We start from the raw sequence: 19,371 nt of genomic DNA on the forward strand, positions 1-19,371 counted from the left end.
CGGGGGATGTCGTTCCGGCGGCCGGTCCGGTCAGACGGCGCTCAGGACGGCCGCCGAGTTGAAGCCGCCGCGGCCGCGGGCGAGGACGAGGGCGTGGCGGACGCGGGTCTCGCGGGGGGTGGTGACGAGGTCGAGGGGGCAGTCGGCGGCGGGCCGGGTGGTGGCGGTGGTGGGCGGGATGATCTGGTCGCGCAGGGTGAGCAGGGCGGCGGCGGTGTCGAGGGTGGCGCCGCCGGCCAGGAGGCGGCCGGTCATCGTCTTGGGTGCGGTGACGGGGACGCCGCGGGGGCCGAACAGGGCGGCGAGGGCCTGGGCTTCGGCGCGGTCGGCGGTGCGGGTGCCGGCGGCGTCGGCGAAGACGACGCCGATGTCGGCGGCGTCCAGGCCGGCGTCGGTGAGGGCCAGGCGGGCGGCGTCGGCCAGGCGTGGGGTGCCGGGGCCGTCGAAGGTGGCGGCGTAGCCGGTGAACGCGCCGTAGACGGGGGCGTCGCGTTCGCGGGCGGCGGTGGCGTTCTCCAGGACGAACAGGGCGCCGCCCTCGCCGACGACGTGGCCGTCGGCGCGGGCGTCGAAGGGCCGGTAGGCGCGGGCGGGGTCGGCGGTGGTGCTGAGGTGGCCGGTGGCGAGGTGGGCGGCCCAGCCCCAGGGGCACAGGGCGGAGTCGACGCCGCCGGTGACCATCAGGCGGGCGCCTTTGCGGATCTGGCGGCGGGCGTGGGCGAGGGCGTCGAGGCCGCCGGCCTGTTCGGCGACGACGACGCCGCTGGAGCCGCGCAGTTGGTGGCGGATGGAGATCTGGCCGGTGTTGACGGCGTAGAACCAGGCGAAGGACTGGTAGGCGCTGACGTACTGGCCGCCCTTGGACCACAGGGCCTGCAGTTCGCGCTGGCCGAACTCGAAGCCGCCGGCGGAGGAGGCGGTGACGACGCCGGCGCCGTAGCCGGGCAGGGTGGCGGGGTCGCTGCCCGAGGCGTCGAGGGCTTCCTTGGCGGCGGTCAGGGAGAGGCGGGTGACGCGGTCGGTCTGCGACAGCAGGAGGCTGGGCAGGTGGTCCTCGTCGACGAATCCGGGGATCTCGCCGGCGATGCGTACGGGGTAGCGGGAGGCGTCGAAGCGGGTGAGCGGGCGGATGCCGCTTTCGCCGCGCAGGGTGGCCGCCCACCAGGCTTCGGTGCCCAGCCCGTTGGGGGCCGTGACGCCGATGCCGGTGACGACGGAGCCGGTGGTGGCGCCGGTGGCGGCGCGCCGGGCGGGTCGGTCGAGGGTGGCCGTGGTCATGCCGCCTCCTCAAGTCGCGGCCGGGTCAGGACGATGGCGCTCTGGAAGCCGCCGAATCCGCTGCCGACGCTGAGGACGGTGTCCGTGCGCTGTTCGCGTGCGGTCAGCGGGGTGTAGTCGAGGTCGCAGGCCGGGTCGGCCTCGTGCAGGTTGGCGGTGGGGGGCACGGTGTTGTGCTCGATGGCCAGGGCGCTGGCGGCGATCTCGAGTGAGCCGATCGCGCCGAGGGAGTGGCCGATCATGGATTTGATGGAGCTGACCGGGACCCGGTAGGCGTGGTCGCCGAGGCTGCGTTTGAAGGCTGCGGTCTCGTGGCGGTCGTTCTGTTTGGTGCCGGAGCCGTGGGCGTTGACGTAGTCGACGGCGGTGGGGTCCAGGCGGGCTTCGTCGAGTGCCGCGCGGATCGCCTCGGCCATCTCCGCGCCGTCGGACTTCAGGCCGGTCATGTGGTAGGCGTTGCTGCGGCCGGCGAATCCCGCGATCTCGGCGTAGATGTGGGCGCCGCGGCGGCGGGCGTGCCCGAACTCCTCCAGGACCAGCACGGCCGACCCCTCGCCGAGGACGAAGCCGTTGCGGGAGCGGTCGAAGGGGCGTGAGGCGGTTTGTGGGGTGTCGTTGCGGGGGCTGGTGGCCTTGATGGCGTCGAAGCAGGCCACGGTGATCGGGGAGATGGGTGCCTCGGTGGCGCCGGTCACCATGATGTCGGCGCTGCCCTCGCGGATCAGGTCGACGGCGTGGCAGACGGAGTCGATGCCGGAGGTGCAGCCGGTGGAGACCAGGGAGACCGGGCCCTGGGCGCCGACGGCGCCGGCCACCTCGGCGGCCATGGAACTGGGCACGAAGTAGTCGAAGAGATGCGCGACGGCGCGGGTGTGGTCGACCTCCCAGGTGCTGCCCCCTTCGCTGACCACGCCGTACTCGGTGTCGAGGCCGGTGGTGCAGCCGACGGCGCTGCCGAGGGTGACGCCGGTGCGCACCGGGTCCAGGACGCCGGCCAGTTGGCTGTCCTCGAGCGCTTCGCGGGCGCTTGCGAGGGCGAACTGGGCGGCGCGGTCGAGGCGGGTGGCGTCGGCGGGGCCGATGCCGTGGGCGGCGGGGTCGAAGTCCGCTTCGGCGGCGATGCGTGAGCGGAAGGTGCTCGCGTCGAAGAGTGTGATGCCGCGGGTGGCGGTGCGGCCCGCGGTCAGCGTGTTCCAGAACGCGCGGGTGCCCACGCCGCCCGGGGCCACGACCCCGATGCCGGTGATGACGACCCGCCTCATCGGTTGTCCCTCACAGTTGTCCTCCAGTTATGAGCCCAGGTACGGGCCGAGTGCGCCGCACCACGCGGCAGGCGCGCCCGATCAGCCGGGGTGCGTGCGGGCCGCGGACGAAGAAGTGGCCGCCGGGGACGGTGCGCCGGACGAAGCGGCCGGTGGTCCAGCGCGCCCAGCCGTCGAGCGTGGCCGCGCCGACGACGGGGTCGTTGTGGCCGTCGACGGCCAGGACGGGCACGGGCAGGGGGCGGTGTGCCGCGTCGGCGAGCGCGGCGGTGCGCAGGGCGGTGGCGAGCAGGAGGTCGTCGCGCAGTACGGGCAGCACGGTGCGGTACCAGAGGCTGCCGGGGGCGGCGAGGGGGCCGTGGGGTGCCGCGTCGAGGTCGCTCGCGAAGCGCAGCAGGTCGGTGTCGCTCAGCTCGCCGTGGTGGGGGGTGGCGGCGTGGGGCGGGGGGCTGGCGCCGACGGCCAGGAATGCGGGGGCGGGCAGCGCGAGGTCGAGCAGTGCGCGGGTGAGGGTGTGGGCGACGACGCCGCCCAGGCTGTGTCCGTACAGGGCGTAGGGGCGGCCGTCGGTGATCTGTTCGGCCAGCGGGCCCAGGAGGGCCTCGAGGAGCTGGGCGCGTGTGGTGGCGCGGGTTTCGCGGCGGCGGGCGCCGCGTCCGGGCAGCAGGAGGGGGACGACGTGCACCGCGGGGCCGGTGGTGGCGGGCCAGTGCGTGAAGGCGGACACGCCGGCGCCGGCGTGGGCGAGGCAGTAGAGGGTGAGGGGTGTGCCGTCCGGCATGGTGTCGCACCTCCTCGGTCGCCGTGGTGGGAGCGTGTGGGCTGGTGCTGAGCCTCGCCGACGTGCCTGGAGCACGGCTTGAATCGGCCACGTGCGGGCGGGTGTTGGCGGCAGCTGCCGCGGTGTGCCGGTGTCACTCCGCGGGCGGGGGCGGGGTGGGGGCGGTCAGGGCGTGGGCGGTCAGGGCCGGTGCGGCGCCCACGTAGGCGGTGGGGTCGAGGAGCTTTTCGAGTTCTTCCACGGTGTGGTGCGCGGTGACGTCCGGCAGGGTGGCCAGAACGTCCAGCAGGGGGCGCTGCTGCTGGTGGGCGGTGAGCGAGGCGTGGGCCAGGAGGTCTTTCGCGCGGGTGCGGCCCAGGCGGGGTGCCAGGAGGGCGGCCAGGCGTTCGCTGACCACCTGGCTCTTGGTCAGGCGGAGGTTGTGCAGCATGCGCTGGGGGTCCGGGGTGAGGCCGGCGGCCAGTTCCGCGGCCGTGTGGGCGGCGCCGCCGGCCAGGCGCAGCGCCTCGCGCAGCAGGAGCCACTCGGCGTGCCACACGCCCGCCGAGCGTTCGTCCTCGGTCACCAGGCACTGGGTGAGCCCGGCGGTCAGCAGGGGCACCTGCAGGGCGGCGCTGCGGATGAGTGTGGACAGGACGGGGTTGCGTTTGTGCGGCATGGCCGAGGAGGTGCCGCGTCCCGCGGCGGCGGGCTCGGCGGCCTCGGCGATCTCGGTGCGGGTCAGGACCTGTACGTCGGCGGCGAGTTTGCCCAGGGCGCCGGTGGTGAAGGCGAGGGCGGCGGCGGTGTCGGCGACCGGGGTGCGCAGCGCGTGCCAGGGCAGGGCGGGCCGGGCCAGGCCGGTCTCGGTGGCGAAGGCGGTGACGAGCTGCTGCGGATAGTCGCGGTGGGGTGCCCGGTGGGCCTGGGGGCCGGCGAACTCCAGGTATCCGGCGAGGGTGCCGGCCGCTCCGCCGAGGGAGACCGGCAGGCCGCGGTGTGCGGCGCGGACGCGGTCGGCGGCGTCGACGGCCAGGCGGTGCCAGCCCGCGGTCTTGAGGCCGAAGGTGGTGGGGACGGCGTGCAGGGTGAGGGTGCGGCCGGCCATGACGGTCCGCGGGTGCCGGCGGGCGAGGCGGGCCAGGGCGGCGGCGGTGCGGTCCAGGTCGGTGAGGATCAGGTCCAGGGCCCGGCGGCACATCAGCATGGTGCCGGTGTCCAGGATGTCCTGGCTGGTGGAGCCGCGGTGGACGTATTCGGCGGCCTGCGGGTCGGTGGCCGCCACCGCCTCGGTCAGGGCGGCGACGAGTGCGACGACCGGGTTGGCGGTCTGTCGCGCCTGCAGGGCGAGGGCGCGCGGGTCGAAGCGTTCGGCGCGGGCGGCGCGGGTGATGGCGCGGGCCGCGGAGTGCGGGACGGTGCCCAGGGCGGCCTGGGCGCGGGCGAGGGCCGCTTCGGCGTCCAGCATCGCCTGGAGCCAGGCCGTTTCACCGACGGCCTCTTCGACGGGGGTGCCGGCCCGTACGGGGGAGAACAGTCCGGCGTCCGGGCCGCCGTCGAAGGGGGGTGCGTGCTCGGTCATGGTGTCCTCTCCAGCAGGCCGGCGGGGGGTGCGGGCAGGGGGGTGGCGGGCCGGGCGGGGGCGAGGCGCAGTACGTGGCGGGCGATGGCGTCGGAGTCGCCGAGGATGACGGAGTCGACGCCGGGGCGGATACCGGCCGCGGTCACCCAGTGCACGGACTCGGTGGGGACGCCGTAGGCGAAGCGCCGCGGGTGGGCGCGGCCTTGGGCGTCCACGGTGTGGTAGGGGCGGGTGGTGACGGCCAGGCCGCCCGATTCCCAGGCGCCGCCGGTGCTGTTGATCCGGTAGGGCGTCGCCTGGCCGGTGGTCAGCAGGCTGTGCAGCAGGGGGTCGGCGGTGTTGCGCAGGTCGGGTTCGGGCAGGCGGGCCTCGATGAGGACGCCGGCGCGGACGGGGGCGGCGCTCACCTGGCCGGCGCCGGCCACGAACGCGGCTCGGGCTCCGTGTGCGCCGGTGCTCAGGGACACGTGGGTGCCCGGTCCCAGGAGCCGGACGGTTCCGGCTTCGATCAGTGCGGTCAGTTCCTCGATGCGTGAGACGGGCGGGCCGATGGAGAGGAACGCGTTGAGGGGGGTGTACCAGCCGGCCAGTTCGTCCCGGTACGAGGCGCCGTCCAGGCCTGCGTGGTCGACGGCGAGGCGTATTTCGTTGCGCAGGTCGCGCAGGACGTCGAGGGCTGCTTTGAGCGGTCCGTCGACGTTGCCGGCGCGTGCCTGGCGTATGTCCTGGTCCAGGTGGGTGAGGAGCCAGTGCTGGAACTGGTCCCGGCCGGCGAAGTGCCGTCCCCGGGCGGGGTGCTGGATGCGGTCCCAGTCCCAGCGCTGGGCGGGGGTGATGCCGTGGGTGTCCAGGACGTGTTCGCGCTCGTGTGCGGTGGCGGCCGTGAGGTAGGCGGCGGCGAAGTGGGGGGCCTGGCGGGTGCGGTGGCGGGTGCGCAGCAGTGTCTCGTAGTAGACGCTCTCGACTTCCGCGGAGATCAGCGGCCACAGGTGGGTGGTGAAGCGGACCGGTTCTCCTTCGCGCCGGCGGCGGTGCAGCCGGTCGATGGCGGCGGCGGTGAGCAGGCGTGGTTCGTGGCGGCCGCTGGGGCCTTTCTGGTTCTCGCCGCGTGCGTGGTGGGGGACGCCGCGCCGGGAGCCGGCGTACAGGCGTGGCTCGCGGCCGGAGGGGAGGTAGACGGTGCGGCCCCGGCGGCGGACGAAGCGGCCGCCGCGGCCGAGGGTGAGCAGGGCGATCTGGTCGAAGAAGTTGAGGCCGAGTCCGCGCATCAGCACGGTCTGTCCGGGTGGGATGGTGTCGAGGTCCAGGTCGGCGGGGTTGGCGGGCGGGACGTATGTCAGGCCGTGTTCCGCGGCGGTGCGGGTCCAGGCCGATTCCTGGGCGCCGGGGCGGCGGGGCAGGTGGCCCTGGGCGAGGACCACGGCGTCCAGGCCGCGCAGGCGGGTGCCGTCGGCGAGGGTGAGGATCTGGGGGCCGCCGGGTTCGTCGCTCTGGTCGCGCAGCGCGACGGCGCGGGTGCGGTGCTCGACGATGCGGCAGTGGGCCGGCGCCCGCCGGCTGATGCGCCGGTAGGCGTCCTGCAGGTAGCTGCCGTAGAAGGCGCGGGTGGGGTAGGCGTCGGGCCCCAGGGCGTGTGCCTCGGCGCGGGTGGCGTCGTCGAAGGGGCCGCCGGGCGTGGCGGTCCGGGCCAGGGAGCGGGCCCAGGTGTACAGGTCGGGGCCGGGTTCCACCGGTCCTTTCATGGTGACCGTGGGGTCGGTGAACACGGTGACCTGGGAGGCGACGGTGTTCATCAGCAGCAGCCGTGACTGGTCGGTGCGCCAGACCTGTCCGGCGCCGGGCGGTGCGGGGTCCACGAGGTGGACGGTGACCCGGCGGGGTGAGGGGGCGGCGCGTTCGTTGGCGCAGATCCGTTCCAGTACGGACAGGCCGCGGGGGCCGGCTCCCACGAGGGCGATCCGCAGGTGCTGCGTGTTCATCACGCGTCCTTGGATCCGGGCACGGACGCGTCCTCGGATCCGGGCACGGGGGTGGGGGCGGGGGCGGGTGTCCGGCCGGCGGCGGGGTGGCCGGGGGCGTGGGCCGGGGTGCGGCGCCGACGGGGGGTGGTCATGGCCGGGGCTCTCCTCGGGTCGGTTCACTGGAAGCGGGCCCGGCGGGTGCCTGGGCCATCCGCACCCGCGGCTGGCCGGCCAGGGCGGCGAGCGCGGCGGCCACGCCGCCCGTGCCGCCCCCCAGTCGGGGCAGTTCGCGCAGCAGCCGGGCGCACTGGCCGACCAGACGCGACGCGTCGGCGTCGGCGATCCGGGAGCGGTCGTGTACGGCGGTCAGGACGAGGCCGTCGTCGGTGCCGCGGCGGGCGGACAGGGTGACCGGGAACAGGGTCCGGGCGCCGGCCGGGCGGGGTGGGGTGACGCTGATGCCCTGGGCGGCGAGGGCGGAGCGCAGGTCGTCGCGGCCGGGCCGCAGGGTCTCGACGGCGATGGCGCTCTGCGCGAGTTCCTCGTTTGCGCGGCACCCGCTCCACCGGTGGACCTGGCCGAGCGAGACCCACTCGTAGGAGGCGATGTCCAGGGCCGCGTCGCGCAGTTGGGCCAGCAGCCGGGTGACGGGCGCGGCGGGGTCGACCCGCACGGTCACGGGCAGCGTGTTCGTGAGCAGGCCGGGCAGCCGTTCGACGGAGTCGAGGGCGATGCCGCGGCCGGGCACGGTGACGCCGAAGCCCACCGTGGCGGGCCCGGTGGCGTCCGCCGCCCGGTACAGCAGCAGGGCCCACGCCGCCTGCAGCGCGCCGGCCTCGGTGGCCGCGCAGGACGCCGCCCAGGCGCGCAGCCGGCCGGCCTGGGCGGCGCCGAGGCGGGCCTCGCTGCGGCCGGTCCCGTTCCGGCCGGTGGCCGGTCCCGGCACGCCGGGCAGGACCAGGGCGGTGCCCGGGGTGATGGCGCGGGACCAGAAGTCACGGGCGGGGGCGGTGTCCTGGCGGGCGAGCCAGCGTGCGTAGTCGCGGATGTCGGGGCGCCGTTCGCCGCCGGGCAGGCGGCCGCCGGCGAGGTAGGCGCGGTAGAACTCCTGCAGCAGGACCGCCACGCTCCAGCCGTCCAGCATGACGTGGTGGAAGGTGAGCAGCACCCGCACGCCCGGGTGGTGGCCGGCGCCGGCGGGGGCCCTGTCGTCGAGGAGGTTCAGGCGCAGCAGGGCCGGGCGGCGCAGGTCGAAGCCGCGTGTGCGGTCGCGTGTGCTCAGGTGCTGGAAGCCGACGGAGCCGGCCGGATGCCGGACGACTTCGATGCCGGCGTGTGCGTGCAGGAGCAGGCGTGGTCCGTTCTCCCAGTCGAAGGCGGCGCGCAGGACGGTCTCCCGGTCGGCCACCGACTGCCAGGCGGCGGTGAACCGTTCGGTGTCCAGGGGGCCGCGCCAGCGCCAGTGCAGTTGCTCCACGTGCCGGCCGGGGTCGGGGTGGGCGAGGGCGTCCAGGAGGAGGGTGTGCTGGTGGGGGGTGAGCGGCAGGGTGGCCGGTGGAGGGTGAGGGGTGGGGGCGGGGTGGTCCGGGGAATGGCTTGAGGGGTGGCCTGGGGGGTGGCCTGGGGGGTGGTGGCGGGACTCCCCCGGGCGTGTGGGGGCGGTGGCCGGTAGCGGCTGCGGCTCACGGGGCGGCACCGGGTCCGGCTCGGGCGCACGCGGCGGCACCGGCTCGCGCCCGGGCCCCGGATCAGGATCGGGCCCCGGATCGGGATCGGGCCCCGGATCGGGATCGGGCTCACGCGCGCGCTCGGGCTCCGGTGAGGTCAGGTGCGCCAGGGCGGGCCGGTCGGTGCTGCCGTCCGCGCGCAGGGGGATGTGCGGCACCCGGTACAAGCGGGCGGGGACCAGGTGGGCGGGGAGCCGCGCCGCCAGGGCGGCACGCAGGTCGGCCGGCGCCGTGCCCGTCACCACGTGGGCGACGATCCGCGGGCCGTCCGGGCCGTGTCCGGCCAGGCCGACGGCCGCGTCCCGCACCCCGGGCAGGGAGACGAGCGCGGCGTGCACCTGGCCGAGTGCGACCCGGTCGCTCATGTCGGTCTCCCGGTGGTCGGCGGCGGGACGGGACGACGGGCCCGGCCCGCTGTCGCCGCCGGTGCCGCCCCAGGGACTGACGCGCCGCTGACGGCTGCCGCCGCGCCTTGCTTCGCCACTGTCATGACAGGGCGGTCGGGTGGACTGCGGCTGTGGCGCGGCTCGCGGGCCGCTGGTGCGGGCGGGGGCGGGAGGGGCCGGGCGGCGGCGTAGGGGAGCGCGGCCGGTGGGGGACGAGCGCGGCGCAGGGGCTCTGCGACCGGTCCTCGACCCGTGGTCCAGCGCGGCGGCCGAGGATGCCGCCAGACGGGGAGGTGAGAGCACCTCCGTTTCGGCGTGAGGAGTACGTGATGCGCAAGGTCGTTTCCCGGGACGGCACGACGATCGCCTACGAGAAGGCCGGCGACGGACCACCGATCGTGCTCCTCAACGGCTCCTTCCGCGACCACACCATCTTCGACGCGCTCGTTCCCGAACTGGCGCCGCACTGCACCACCTACGTCTACGACCGCCGCGGCCGCGGCAAGAGCGGCGACAGCCCCCACTACGACGTGGCCCGCGAGATCGAGGACCTCCAGGCCGTGATCCAGGAGGCGGGCGGCTCGGCGGTGGTGTTCGCCGGTTCCTCGGGCGCGAACCTGGCCGTCGAGGCGGCGCTCGCCGGGACGGCGATCTCCAGGCTCGCGCTGCACGAGCCCTTCTACCGGGTCGACGGCTTCCCGAAGCCGCCGTGGAACGTCGCCAAGACGCTGCGTGTCCTCATGGAGGAGGACCGGCGCCAGGAGGCGGTCGAGTACTACCTGGGCAGCTTCCTGGGGCTGACCCCGGACACCGTCGCCCAGTGGCGCAAGGGACCGATCTGGGCGGTCAACGAGGCGAACGCCCACACCCTCGCCTACGACGTGGCGATCTGCGGCGACTGCACCGTCCCGGCCGGACGGCTCGCCGGGTACACCACGCAGACCCTCGTCCTCAACAGCTCCGGCACCAGCGAGTGGCTGCGTGCGGCGGCACGGGCCACCGCGGCCGCCCTGCCCGCCGGCCGGTCGCTGGAACTGCCCGGCTCCTGGCACCGGATCGACATGGACGTCCTGGGCCGGACCCTCGCCGAGTTCGCCACGGCCTGAGCACCGCCTCTGCTCGCTCCCCCACGCCATCCCCCGTCCAGGAGGGCCCCACCGTGACCACAGCGCACACCCCGGCCACCAGGACCGGCCCCGCCGGGGCAGCCGCCGGTGCGGGCGGCGCCACCGTGTGGCTGACCGGGCTGCCCAGCGCGGGCAAGTCCACCCTCGCCCGTGCCCTCGCCCGACGGCTGCACGTCACCGGCCGCCGCGTCGAGGTCCTCGACGGCGACGAGATCCGCGGACTGCTCTGCGCGGGCCTCGGCTTCGGCCGCGCGGACCGGCACACCAACGTGCAGCGCATCGGCTTCGTCGCCGAACTCCTCGCCCGCAACGGCGTCACGGCACTGGTCCCGGTGATCGCCCCGTACGCGGAGAGCCGCGACGCGGTCCGCGAGCGCCACGAGGCGAACGGCACGCCGTATGTGGAAGTGCACGTGGCCACCCCCGTCGAGGTGTGCTCGGTGCGCGACGTCAAGGGCCTGTACGCCAAGCAGGCGGCGGGTGAGCTGACGGGGCTGACCGGCGTCGACGACCCGTACGAGGTTCCAGGGACGCCGGAGCTGCGGATCCGGACACAGGGCAGGACGGTGGCCGACACCGCCGCCGAACTGCACACCTTTCTGACCGAGAGGGGCCTGGCATGACGGTAGCGCCGCAACTGCGCGAGGCGGTGCCCGAGGACGTTGAGGCACTCCCCCACCTCGATGCTCTCGAGTCGGAGGCGGTGCACATCTTCCGTGAGGTGGCGGGTGAGTTCGAGCGGCCGGTGATCCTGTTCTCCGGCGGCAAGGACTCCATCCTCATGCTGCACCTCGCGCTGAAGGCGTTCGCGCCCGCGGCGGTGCCGTTCTCGCTGCTGCACGTGGACACCGGGCACAACTTCCCCGAGGTCCTCGACTACCGCGACCGCACCGTCGAACGGCACGGGCTGCGGCTGCACGTCGCCTCCGTGCAGGACTACATCGACCGCGGCGTCCTGCGCGAGCGTGCGGACGGCACCCGCAACCCGCTGCAGACGCTGCCGCTGACCGAGAAGATCCAGGCCGAACAGTTCGACGCCGTCTTCGGCGGCGGACGCCGCGACGAGGAGAAGGCCCGCGCCAAGGAGCGGGTGTTCTCGCTGCGCGACGAGTTCTCCCAGTGGGACCCGCGCCGCCAGCGCCCCGAACTGTGGAACCTCTACAACGGCCGCCACGCCCCCGGCGAACACGTCCGCGTCTTCCCCCTGTCCAACTGGACCGAGCTGGACGTGTGGCAGTACATCGCCCGCGAGAACATCGAACTGCCCGCCATCTACTACGCCCACGAACGCGAGGTGTTCGCCCGCGCCGGGATGTGGCTGACCGCGGGTGAGTGGGGCGGCCCCAGGGCCGGCGAAGCCGTGGAGAAGCGGCTGGTGCGCTACCGCACCGTCGGTGACATGTCCTGCACCGGCGCCGTCGACTCCGACGCCGACAGCATCGAGAAGGTCATCGCCGAGATCGCCGTCACCCGGCTCACCGAACGCGGCGCCACCCGCGCCGACGACAAGATGTCCGAGGCCGCGATGGAAGACCGCAAGCGCGAGGGGTACTTCTAGACATGACCCGCACCACCGAACCCACCGGAGCCCTGTCCATCTGGCAGCTGTCCGAGACGACGCTGCTGCGGTTCGCCACCGCCGGCTCCGTCGACGACGGCAAGTCCACCCTCGTCGGACGCCTCCTGCACGACTCCAAGTCGGTCCTCACCGACCAGCTGGAGGCCGTGGAGCGGGCCTCCGCGAGCCGCGGCCAAAACGCCCCCGACCTCGCCCTGCTCACCGACGGCCTGCGCGCCGAACGCGAACAGGGCATCACCATCGACGTCGCCTACCGCTACTTCGCCACCCCCAGGCGCCGCTTCATCCTCGCCGACACCCCCGGACACGTGCAGTACACGCGGAACATGGTCACCGGCGCCTCCACCGCCGAGCTGACGGTGATCCTGGTCGACGCCCGCAACGGGGTCGTGGAACAGACCCGCCGGCATGCGGCCATCGCCGCGCTGCTGCGGGTGCCGCACGTCGTCCTCGCCGTGAACAAGATGGACCTGGTCGACTACCGCGAGCCCGTGTTCGCCGCGATCGCCGAGGAGTTCACCGCCTACGCCACCGAGCTGGGCGTCCCCGAGGTCACCGCGATCCCCATCTCCGCACTGGCCGGGGACAACGTCGTCGAGCCCTCCGCGGTCATGGACTGGTACGGCGGACCCACCGTGCTGGAGCACCTGGAGACCGTGCCGGTCAGCCACGACCTCGCAAACTGCCACGCCCGGCTGCCCGTCCAGTACGTGATCCGCCCGCAGAGCGCCGAACATCCCGACTACCGGGGGTACGCCGGTCAGATCGCCGCGGGCACCTTCCGCGTCGGCGACGAGATCACCGTCCTGCCCTCCGGACGCACCTCGAAGGTGTCCGGGATCGACCTGCTCGGGGTGCCGGTCCAGGAGGCCTGGACGCCGCAGTCGGTGACGCTGCTGCTCGAGGACGACATCGACGTCTCCCGCGGCGACCTGATCGTGCCCCGCAAGGACGCCCCCGCCACCAGCCAGGACGTCGAGGCCACCGTCTGCCACGTCGCCGACGCCCCCCTCACCGTCGGCCACCGGGTCCTGCTCAAACACGGCACCCGCACCGTCAAGGCAATCGTCAAGGACATCCCGGCCCGCCTCACCCTCGACGACCTGTCCCTGCACCCGCACCCCGGACAGCTCGCCGCCAACGACATCGGCCGGGTCACCATCCGCACCGCCGAACCCCTGCCCGCCGACTCCTACGCCGACTCCCGCCGCACCGGCTCCTTCATCCTCATCGACCCCAGCGACGGCACCACCCTCACCGCCGGCATGGCCGGTGAGTCCTTCGCCACGCCGGAGCCGGTCAAAGACGAGGCGGACGAAGACGGGTGGGACTTCTGAGCATGAACTCCCCTGACTTCTACTCCACGTTCGCAAAGGAGGGCGGCCGCGTCGGCAGCGGTGCCCTCGGCAGCGGGCAGGGCGGAGTGGCGCGATGTGCGCGCTGACGTACGCGCACTGCCCGCGCGCCCACACCCCCCACCCGCACAGCCGAAGACAAGCCGACCTCCCGGCCACGACCTGACACCTCGGACGACCCGACAGGCGTGAGAGCCGGACCAACGAGAGGAACACCTCCCGTGCCTGCCACCACCGCCCTGCGCCGCACCGTCGCGGTCCTGGCCGCCCTGCCGCTGCTGGCGCTCGCCGCCTGCGGGTACGGCTCCCAGGCCGAGAAGGACGACGGGGCCAAGGTCGCCGCCGGTGCCGAGAAGACCGACGGTCTGGACTCCGTCCGGATCGGCTACTTCGGCAACGTCACCCACGCCACGGCGCTGGTCGGCAACCAGAAGGGCTTCTTCCAGAAAGCCCTGGGCGCCACCGAGGCCAAGTACGCCACCTTCAACGCGGGCCCCTCCGAGATCGAGGCGCTGAACTCCGGTTCCATCGACATCGGCTGGATCGGCCCCTCCCCCTCGATCAACGGCTACACCAAGTCCGGCGGCAAGAACCTCCGCATCATCGGCGGCTCCGCCTCCGGCGGCGTCAAACTGGTGGTGAACCCGGACAAGATCAAGTCGCTGAAGGACGTCAAGGGCAAGCGCATCGCCACCCCGCAGCTCGGCAACACCCAGGACGTCGCCTTCCTGAACTGGATCGCCGAGCAGGGCTGGAAGACCGACGCGCAGTCCGGCAAGGGCGACGTGACCGTCGTGCGCAGCGACAACAAGGTCACACCCGACGCCTACAAGTCCGGTTCCCTGGACGGCGCCTGGGTGCCCGAGCCGACCGCGTCGAAGCTGGTCGCCGAGGGCGGCAAGGTACTGCTGGACGAGTCGACGCTGTGGCCCAACAAGAAGTTCGTGATCACGAACATCATCGTGTCGCAGAAGTTCCTCACCGAACACCCGAAGGCTGTCGAGGCGGTGCTGAAGGCCTCGGTCGACACCAACGCGTGGATCAAGGCCAACCCCGACGAGGCCAAGGCCGCCGCCAACAAGCAGCTGGAGAAGGACACCGGCAAGGCCCTGCCCGCCGACGTCCTCGACCCGGCGTGGAAGTCGATCCAGCTCACCGACGACCCGCTGGCCGCCACCCTCGACGCCCAGGCCGAACACGCCGTCAAGGCCGGCCTGCTCGACCAGCCCGACCTGGGCGGCATCTACGACCTCACACTGCTCAACAAGGTCCTCAAGGCCAAGGGCAAGCCCACCGTCGACGACGCCGGACTCGGCCGCCGGCCCTAGCAGCCGGCGCCGATCACGCCCAGGGACCAGGACCAGGGACCAGGAGGTTCGACCGACCATGGCCACGACCACGACCCCGCCCGTCGCCGAGGACACCCGGGCCGGTGAAGCCGGCACCGCCGGGAAGGCCGCGGCCACCACCGCGCGCGCCGCCCGTATCGAGCATGTCTCGAAGTCGTTCGCGGGCCCCGCCGGGCAGCAGCTCGTGCTGGACGACATCACCCTCGATGTCGCGCCCGGCGAGTTCGTCACCCTCCTGGGGGCCTCCGGCTGCGGCAAGTCCACGCTGCTCAACCTGGTGGCGGGCCTGGACCGGCCCAGCACCGGCGAGATCACCACCGACGGACGCCCCGCCCTCATGTTCCAGGAGCACGCCCTCTTCCCCTGGCTCACCGCGGGCAAGAACATCGAACTCGCCCTCAAACTGCGCGGCGTGCCCAAGACCGAGCGCCGTGACAAGGCGGAGGAACTGCTCGAACTCGTCCGGCTGTCGGGCGCGCACGGCAAGCGGGTGCACGAACTGTCCGGCGGCATGCGCCAGCGCGTCGCGCTCGCCCGGGCGCTCGCCCAGGAGAGCAAACTGCTGCTGATGGACGAGCCGTTCGCGGCACTCGACGCCATCACCCGCGACGTACTGCACGACGAACTGACCCGCATCTGGCGCGAGACCCAGCTGTCCGTCCTGTTCGTCACCCACAACGTGCGCGAGGCCGTCCGCCTCGCCGAACGCGTGGTGCTGCTGTCCTCCCGCCCCGGGCGCATCGCCCGCCAGTGGACGGTCGGCCTTCCGCAGCCGCGCCGCATCGAGGACACCGCCGTGGCGGAACTCTCCGTCGAGATCACCGAAGAACTGCGTGGGGAGATCCGCCGTCATGGCCAGCACTGATCCCTCCCTCAAGGGTGACGTCGACCTCGCCGGTCTGGAGGCGGGCCTCGACGCCCTGGAGACCCGGCACAGGACCCGGATCCCCTTCAGGCAGACCTTCGTGGAGAAGGTCCTGCCGCCCGCCGTCGCCGTCCTGCTGGTGCTCGCCATCTGGCAGGCCCTGGTCTCCTTCAAGATCGTCGACGACCCGAACCGGCTGCCCGCGCCCTCCGCCGTGTGGGACGTCGTCCACCAGGCGTGGCTTGAGGGCGAACTGCTCGGCTACATCTGGACCAGCGTCTCGCGCGGACTCTCCGGCTTCCTGCTCGCCCTCGTGATCGGCACCCCCCTCGGGCTGCTGGTCGCCCGGGTCAAAGTCGTCCGCGCCGCCATCGGCCCCATCCTGTCCGGCCTCCAGTCCCTGCCCTCGGTCGCCTGGGTACCCCCCGCCGTCATCTGGCTGGGCCTGAACAACTCCATGATGTACGCCGTCATCCTCCTCGGCGCCGTCCCCTCCATCGCCAACGGCCTCGTCTCCGGCGTCGACCAGGTCTCCCCCCTCTTCCTGCGCGCCGGCCGCACCCTGGGCGCCACCGGACTGAAGGGCACCTGGCACATCGTCCTTCCCGCCGCCCTGCCCGGCTACGTCGCCGGCCTCAAACAGGGCTGGGCGTTCTCCTGGCGCTCACTGATGGCCGCCGAGATCATCGCCTCCTTCCCCGACCTGGGGGTGGGCCTGGGCCAGCTGCTGGAGAACGGCCGCAACGCCAGCGACATGGCCATGGTCTTCGAAGCCATCCTCCTCATCCTCATCGTCGGCATCGCCATCGACCTGCTCATCTTCAGCCCGCTGGAGCGGTGGGTACTGCGCAGCCGCGGCCTGCTGGCCACGTACTGACGGCGCTGCCGGCCCCGACCCCTCCCCGGGCCCGTCGGCTCCAGCCGCGCTCGACGCGCCCGGCATCGGCGCGGAGGCCGAGCGGTGGAACCGGGTTCTGCGCGACGGCGGCCCCCGCGGCCTGCCCCGCCGACAGGGCACGGTCTGGCTCTACCTCAACGGGGCGGAGGACCTGCGGACGTGGGAGGTGTGCACCGTCACCGTCTGGCGCCAGCTACGGCGGCCGCGCTCGGTGAGTTGCGGGCGCGGGGTCTGCTGCGGGGGGGGCGGGGAGGTGGTGCGGGCCGTGGCGGACGCGGTGGCCGTGACGCCGAGTGCCTGTTTCTGCACCCGCGGGAGACTTCGGGGTGGCGCCTGGCCGCGTTCCTAGTGCTGTGAGGGTTGGGTCGGCGGGAGGGCCTTTTGCATGCGGATGAGGAGGGCCTTGGCTGCCGGAGTGTGGGGACCGTCCGTCGGCCATGCGAGAGCAATCCGGCCGCGGAGGCGGGGGGAGGTCAGGGGGAGCGTGCGGAGGCCGAGAGCGGACGCGGCTTCGGGCGGGAGTTCCGGGAGGATGGCAACTCCGAGGCCGCGGGCGGCGAAGCGTGTCAGCAGGCTCGGCGCGGCGGCCTCGAAGGCGATGCGTGGCTGGAAACCGGCCTGTCGGCAGGCGCGTTCGAGTGCGCCGCGCATGCCGGTGCCGCGTGGAAGGCTGATGAGTGGGCGGTCGGCGAGCTCGGTCAGTGGGAGTTCTGTGCGGCCGGCGGGGAGGAGCAGTGGATCCTTTGGGGTCATGGCGGCGACCAGTGGGGTGTCGATCACGACTTGGAGGCTGATGCCCGGCGGGGGGTCGTCGTCGGTGACGCCGACGATGGCGAGGTCGAGTTCACCGCGACGCAGGGCGGTGAGCATGCGTGCTGAAGTGTCCTCGGTGAGGGAAATCTCCACCTGCGGGTGCTCGTCGTGGAAGTCGGCGAGCAAGGCGGCCAGGTCGTACCCGTCGGTGGCCGCGCCTGAGACGACGCCGATGGTGACATGCCCTCGGACCAGGCCGGTGAACTCGTCCACCGTCTGCCGCATCCCCTCGATGGCCGCAAGTGCTGCCCGCGCATAGGGAAGGACAGCCTCGCCCGCTTCGGTGGTGGTAACCCTTCGACCGGACCGGTCCAGCAGGGGTTGCCCAAGTTCCCTCTCCATCTGCCGGATCTGGGCACTCACCCCCGGTTGCGCGACATGCAGGCGGGCCGCGGCGCGGGTGAAGTTGGCTTCTTCGACGACGGTGAGGAAGTACTGCAGCTGGCGGAGCTCCATAAGCGGAGATGCTAGTTGCGAGAATTACCGTCTCTTGGACTTCTGGCACAGCGTCCGAGACGCTGGTGATCATGAAGAGTGCAGCCGTGGACGTCCGTGCCGAGATCGCGGCCGAGCGGCGCGAACTGGCGGACGTGCTGGACGGACTGACCGAGCACCAGTGGGATGCGCCGACCTTGTGCAGCGGGTGGCGGGTGCGAGAGGTCGCCGCACACATGAGCATGGGATTCAGGTACTCGTTCGGCAGGACGACGCTGGAGCTGGCTCGGTCGGGAGGCAACCTGCACCGGATGACCGACCGCGCCGCGCGCCGCGACGCCGCTGTCCTCACGCCCCATGAACTCGCCGCAGCGCTGCGGGACAATGCCCATCACCCCTGGAGGCCGCCGGTAGGCGGCCCGGCGGCGGCACTCGGGCACGATGTCATTCACGGATTGGACATCACCGTCGCGCTCGGGCTCGGGCGACAAGTCCCCCTGGAACGCCTGCGCATCGTGCTGGAAACCGTCAAGCCGAGCACGCTCCGCTTCTTCCGGGCGCACCTCGGCGACGTCGAACTGCGGGCCACCGACCTGGAGTGGTCGTACGGCAGGGGCGCCCAGGTGGCGCGCCCCGCTCAGGAGCTCCTGCTGCTTGCCTACGGGCGCAGGCTCCCAGCGGTGCGCGCAGACGGCTGACGCCGACTCGGTAGTTACTGGTGACCAAGGTGAGCCGGGGTGGCGTCCGGCTGTCCGCGTGGCGTAGCCGCTCGGACAGCGCGGTGGGCGAACCGGCAGAGAGAAGGTGGCGCGATGGAGTACTCGCACGACGACGAAGAGCTGGTGAACCAGCCGATCGGGTACTGGACGTGGGCCGCGAACAAGACGCTTACGGCGTATGTCAGGGGGCGGCTCGCGGCCATCGGAATCACACAGCCTCAGTGGTGGGTGCTGCACCAGGTGCTGCACAGCGAAAGCGGTGCCACGCGGGAGGAGGTGATCAGTGCCCAGCAGGGCAACCTGGACGTTGGCGCCGGCCTTGCTCCCGACATCGACCTTCTGGTGGAGCGGAAGCTGCTCGTGCTGGATAGAACCGGCCGGCTCCAGATCACCGACGATGGCAGGGCGCTGCACCAGCGCGCCGCCGAGACTCAGCGCGCCAGCCGGACACAGGTGCACACGGGTATCCCGGACGAGGAATACCTGATCACCCTGAAGGTCCTGCAACGCATGATGCGCAACGCGGGTGGAGACGTGGCCGCGGGGTGATGATCAACCGCCCCACCTGCCGAAACGAACAGATCCGGCGCTTGTCCAAGGTCCTCGCTCTCGTGATCCCGAACGTTCCTGCCCCGTCCAGGGGGAGCGCATGAGCAGCAAGGGGCTCAGGGGGCAGATCTGGCAACAGCTCTTCGACCACCACTATCACTTGGTGACCTACGACAGCCTCAACTGCTACTTCCGCGCAACGCGGCACCGCCGCTAACTAGGAGCCGAGTCGAGACCGCTCGGGCTTGCCACGACCAGCCTCGGACAGTCTCACCGCATGACAGAGGCACACCTCCGATCACGGCGGGCGCACCTGAGTCCCTGCTCTTCTTGAGTGACGCACGGAGTTTGCGTCCTGACCATGTCCATGCCGTGCGTTATGCGGCTGTGGCCTCCACAGCGGCGCACCGGTCTCCCCGGCCTGCACACACCCGAGTCGCTTATCAACCCGGAGCGTACGGTGGCGCGGCCGCTGGAGACCGGCGCCGTGTCGTGGACGCCTGGACAGTTCTCAGCGCGTCACGTCCGCCAGAACATCCCGGAGTCCCCGGAGCGACTGAATCTTGAGCTCGTCGAATCCCGGACCTTCGACTCCCAGACCGTGCTCCTGCGCTACCAGCCCACGGCACCGTGATGTAGCCCTGGCGCAGCCGCCCGACGACACCGGCCTGGACGGTGAGCTGGTGGTGTGGGAGTCCGGCCGTCTCGCGTCCGAGCGGCTGCAGC

General features: G+C 72.9%; 18 protein-coding genes. 9 read left to right on the forward strand and 9 right to left on the reverse strand.

Annotated features, from left to right (window positions below; genetic code table 11):
- Positions 1-30: 30 nt before the first annotated feature.
- The 7 genes from OIE75_RS00050 to OIE75_RS00080 all read right to left on the reverse strand — a co-directional run bounded on the left by OIE75_RS00050 (position 31) and on the right by OIE75_RS00080 (position 8,935).
- Positions 31-1,278: a ketosynthase chain-length factor gene (locus tag OIE75_RS00050; RefSeq protein ID WP_329468877.1), complete on the reverse strand. Its 1,248-nt coding sequence runs from the start codon at positions 1,276-1,278 to the stop codon at positions 31-33.
- Positions 1,275-2,540, reverse strand: a complete 1,266-nt coding sequence (locus tag OIE75_RS00055; RefSeq protein WP_307017638.1) for a beta-ketoacyl-[acyl-carrier-protein] synthase family protein — start codon at positions 2,538-2,540, stop codon at positions 1,275-1,277. The genes OIE75_RS00050 and OIE75_RS00055 overlap by 4 nt, the downstream gene beginning before the upstream one ends.
- A gap of 10 nt (positions 2,541-2,550) precedes the next feature.
- Complete coding sequence (locus tag OIE75_RS00060) at positions 2,551-3,321, reverse strand: thioesterase II family protein (protein ID WP_329468880.1); 771 nt, start codon at positions 3,319-3,321, stop codon at positions 2,551-2,553.
- A 133-nt stretch (positions 3,322-3,454) separates the two neighbouring features.
- A complete protein-coding gene (locus OIE75_RS00065) occupies positions 3,455-4,882 on the reverse strand; it encodes a lyase family protein (RefSeq protein WP_307017633.1) in 1,428 nt (475 codons plus the stop codon).
- On the reverse strand, positions 4,879-6,861 hold the full coding sequence (locus OIE75_RS00070) for an FAD/NAD(P)-binding protein (RefSeq protein WP_329468881.1): 1,983 nt from the start codon (positions 6,859-6,861) through the stop codon (positions 4,879-4,881). The genes OIE75_RS00065 and OIE75_RS00070 overlap by 4 nt, the downstream gene beginning before the upstream one ends.
- Positions 6,861-6,995: a hypothetical protein gene (locus tag OIE75_RS00075; RefSeq protein ID WP_307017629.1), complete on the reverse strand. Its 135-nt coding sequence runs from the start codon at positions 6,993-6,995 to the stop codon at positions 6,861-6,863. Before OIE75_RS00075 ends, OIE75_RS00070 begins: the two co-directional genes overlap by 1 nt.
- Positions 6,992-8,935 carry a condensation domain-containing protein gene (locus tag OIE75_RS00080; protein ID WP_329468883.1) on the reverse strand — a complete coding sequence of 648 codons (1,944 nt, stop codon included), beginning with the start codon at positions 8,933-8,935 and terminating at the stop codon, positions 6,992-6,994. Before OIE75_RS00080 ends, OIE75_RS00075 begins: the two co-directional genes overlap by 4 nt.
- A 350-nt stretch (positions 8,936-9,285) precedes the next feature.
- Here OIE75_RS00080 and OIE75_RS00085 point away from each other — a divergent pair, with 350 nt between their 5' ends.
- The 7 genes from OIE75_RS00085 (at position 9,286) to OIE75_RS00115 (ending at position 16,108) form a co-directional block, all read left to right on the forward strand.
- Positions 9,286-10,062 (forward strand): alpha/beta fold hydrolase, encoded by a 777-nt coding sequence (locus OIE75_RS00085; protein WP_329468884.1) that lies wholly within the window; start codon positions 9,286-9,288, stop codon positions 10,060-10,062.
- Positions 10,063-10,115: 53 nt separating this feature from the next.
- Positions 10,116-10,706: an adenylyl-sulfate kinase gene (cysC, locus tag OIE75_RS00090; RefSeq protein WP_443078251.1), complete on the forward strand. Its 591-nt coding sequence runs from the start codon at positions 10,116-10,118 to the stop codon at positions 10,704-10,706.
- Positions 10,703-11,641 (forward strand): sulfate adenylyltransferase subunit CysD, encoded by a 939-nt coding sequence (gene cysD / locus OIE75_RS00095; protein ID WP_329468886.1) that lies wholly within the window; start codon positions 10,703-10,705, stop codon positions 11,639-11,641. Before cysC ends, cysD begins: the two co-directional genes overlap by 4 nt.
- A gap of 2 nt (positions 11,642-11,643) precedes the next feature.
- On the forward strand, positions 11,644-12,999 hold the full coding sequence (locus tag OIE75_RS00100) for a sulfate adenylyltransferase subunit 1 (RefSeq protein WP_307015747.1): 1,356 nt from the start codon (positions 11,644-11,646) through the stop codon (positions 12,997-12,999).
- 239 nt (positions 13,000-13,238) lie between these two features.
- A complete protein-coding gene (locus OIE75_RS00105; protein ID WP_329468888.1) occupies positions 13,239-14,345 on the forward strand; it encodes an aliphatic sulfonate ABC transporter substrate-binding protein in 1,107 nt (368 codons plus the stop codon).
- 58 nt (positions 14,346-14,403) lie between these two features.
- The gene (locus OIE75_RS00110; RefSeq protein ID WP_329468890.1) at positions 14,404-15,231 is read left to right on the forward strand and encodes an ABC transporter ATP-binding protein; all 828 of its coding nucleotides are present in this window, start codon (positions 14,404-14,406) and stop codon (positions 15,229-15,231) included.
- Positions 15,218-16,108, forward strand: a complete 891-nt coding sequence (locus OIE75_RS00115) for an ABC transporter permease (protein WP_329468892.1) — start codon at positions 15,218-15,220, stop codon at positions 16,106-16,108. Before OIE75_RS00110 ends, OIE75_RS00115 begins: the two co-directional genes overlap by 14 nt.
- 150 nt (positions 16,109-16,258) lie before the next feature.
- On the opposite strand, the gene OIE75_RS00120 is transcribed toward OIE75_RS00115, so the two are convergent.
- Both OIE75_RS00120 and OIE75_RS00125 read right to left on the reverse strand, forming a co-directional pair.
- On the reverse strand, positions 16,259-16,438 hold the full coding sequence (locus OIE75_RS00120; RefSeq protein WP_329468893.1) for a hypothetical protein: 180 nt from the start codon (positions 16,436-16,438) through the stop codon (positions 16,259-16,261).
- 36 nt (positions 16,439-16,474) lie between these two features.
- Positions 16,475-17,398: a LysR family transcriptional regulator gene (locus tag OIE75_RS00125; protein ID WP_329468894.1), complete on the reverse strand. Its 924-nt coding sequence runs from the start codon at positions 17,396-17,398 to the stop codon at positions 16,475-16,477.
- Positions 17,399-17,469: 71 nt separating this feature from the next.
- Here OIE75_RS00125 and OIE75_RS00130 point away from each other — a divergent pair, with 71 nt between their 5' ends.
- Together OIE75_RS00130 and OIE75_RS00135 are read left to right on the forward strand one after the other, a co-directional pair.
- Entirely contained in the window at positions 17,470-18,075 is a 606-nt protein-coding gene (locus tag OIE75_RS00130) for a maleylpyruvate isomerase family mycothiol-dependent enzyme (protein ID WP_329468895.1), read from the forward strand.
- A 114-nt stretch (positions 18,076-18,189) separates the two neighbouring features.
- Positions 18,190-18,645 (forward strand): MarR family winged helix-turn-helix transcriptional regulator, encoded by a 456-nt coding sequence (locus OIE75_RS00135; protein WP_329468896.1) that lies wholly within the window; start codon positions 18,190-18,192, stop codon positions 18,643-18,645.
- The last annotated feature ends 726 nt before the right edge of the window (positions 18,646-19,371 follow it).

This window comes from Streptomyces sp. NBC_01723, from assembly GCF_036246005.1.
Classification (GTDB): Bacteria; Actinomycetota; Actinomycetes; order Streptomycetales; family Streptomycetaceae; genus Streptomyces.

Excerpts from the sequence above, each read along its gene's own strand:
- OIE75_RS00060 (WP_329468880.1), bottom strand. The coding sequence starts at position 3,321 with ATGCCGGACGGCACACCCCTCACCCTCTACTGCCTCGCCCACGCCGGC.
- OIE75_RS00065 (WP_307017633.1), bottom strand. The coding sequence starts at position 4,882 with ATGACCGAGCACGCACCCCCCTTCGACGGCGGCCCGGACGCCGGACTG.
- OIE75_RS00080 (WP_329468883.1), bottom strand. The coding sequence starts at position 8,935 with ATGAGCGACCGGGTCGCACTCGGCCAGGTGCACGCCGCGCTCGTCTCC.
- OIE75_RS00100 (WP_307015747.1), top strand. The coding sequence starts at position 11,644 with ATGACCCGCACCACCGAACCCACCGGAGCCCTGTCCATCTGGCAGCTG.
- OIE75_RS00070 (WP_329468881.1), bottom strand. The coding sequence starts at position 6,861 with ATGAACACGCAGCACCTGCGGATCGCCCTCGTGGGAGCCGGCCCCCGC.
- OIE75_RS00085 (WP_329468884.1), top strand. The coding sequence starts at position 9,286 with ATGCGCAAGGTCGTTTCCCGGGACGGCACGACGATCGCCTACGAGAAG.
- OIE75_RS00130 (WP_329468895.1), top strand. The coding sequence starts at position 17,470 with ATGAAGAGTGCAGCCGTGGACGTCCGTGCCGAGATCGCGGCCGAGCGG.
- cysD (WP_329468886.1), top strand. The coding sequence starts at position 10,703 with ATGACGGTAGCGCCGCAACTGCGCGAGGCGGTGCCCGAGGACGTTGAG.
- OIE75_RS00115 (WP_329468892.1), top strand. The coding sequence starts at position 15,218 with ATGGCCAGCACTGATCCCTCCCTCAAGGGTGACGTCGACCTCGCCGGT.
- OIE75_RS00075 (WP_307017629.1), bottom strand. The coding sequence starts at position 6,995 with ATGACCACCCCCCGTCGGCGCCGCACCCCGGCCCACGCCCCCGGCCAC.
- OIE75_RS00110 (WP_329468890.1), top strand. The coding sequence starts at position 14,404 with ATGGCCACGACCACGACCCCGCCCGTCGCCGAGGACACCCGGGCCGGT.
- OIE75_RS00135 (WP_329468896.1), top strand. The coding sequence starts at position 18,190 with ATGGAGTACTCGCACGACGACGAAGAGCTGGTGAACCAGCCGATCGGG.
- OIE75_RS00125 (WP_329468894.1), bottom strand. The coding sequence starts at position 17,398 with ATGGAGCTCCGCCAGCTGCAGTACTTCCTCACCGTCGTCGAAGAAGCC.
- OIE75_RS00050 (WP_329468877.1), bottom strand. The coding sequence starts at position 1,278 with ATGACCACGGCCACCCTCGACCGACCCGCCCGGCGCGCCGCCACCGGC.
- OIE75_RS00055 (WP_307017638.1), bottom strand. The coding sequence starts at position 2,540 with ATGAGGCGGGTCGTCATCACCGGCATCGGGGTCGTGGCCCCGGGCGGC.